The organism is Allobosea sp. 05T438 (genome assembly GCF_056396025.1).
The window spans coordinates 1-527 of the sequence record NZ_JBFTKQ010000063.1 but is presented as its reverse complement, the minus strand read 5'-3'; the positions used below and the strand labels follow the sequence as shown (position 1 = coordinate 527).

Here is a 527-nt window from a genome sequence, read left to right as displayed (position 1 = left end):
CGGCTCGAGGAGCACCAGAAGGGCCAGATCATCGTCGATGGCACGGAGCTCACCAACGATCTCAAGAAGATCGACGAGATCCGCCGCGATGTCGGCATGGTGTTCCAGCACTTCAACCTGTTCCCGCATCTGACGATCCTCGAGAACCTCACATTGGCGCCGATCTGGGTGCGCAAGATGCCCAAGAAGGACGCCGAGGAGATCGCAATGCACTATCTCAAGCGCGTCAAGATCCCGGAGCAGGCGGCGAAATATCCGGGCCAGCTCTCGGGCGGCCAGCAGCAGCGCGTCGCGATCGCCCGCTCGCTGTGCATGAGCCCGAAAATCATGCTGTTCGATGAGCCGACCTCGGCGCTCGACCCGGAGATGGTGAAGGAGGTGCTCGACACCATGGTCTCGCTGGCGGAGGAGGGCATGACCATGCTCTGCGTCACCCACGAGATGGGCTTCGCCCGCCAGGTCGCCGACCGCGTCATCTTCATGGACGCCGGACAGATCGTCGAGATGAACACCCCCAACGAGTTCTT

1 protein-coding gene is annotated in these 527 nt (G+C 62.0%); it reads left to right on the top strand.

The features are described 5' to 3' along the window. Window positions 1-527, top strand: a 527-nt coding sequence (locus AC1DIN_RS29930) for an amino acid ABC transporter ATP-binding protein (RefSeq protein ID WP_476812363.1), incomplete at both ends; no start/stop codon positions are given.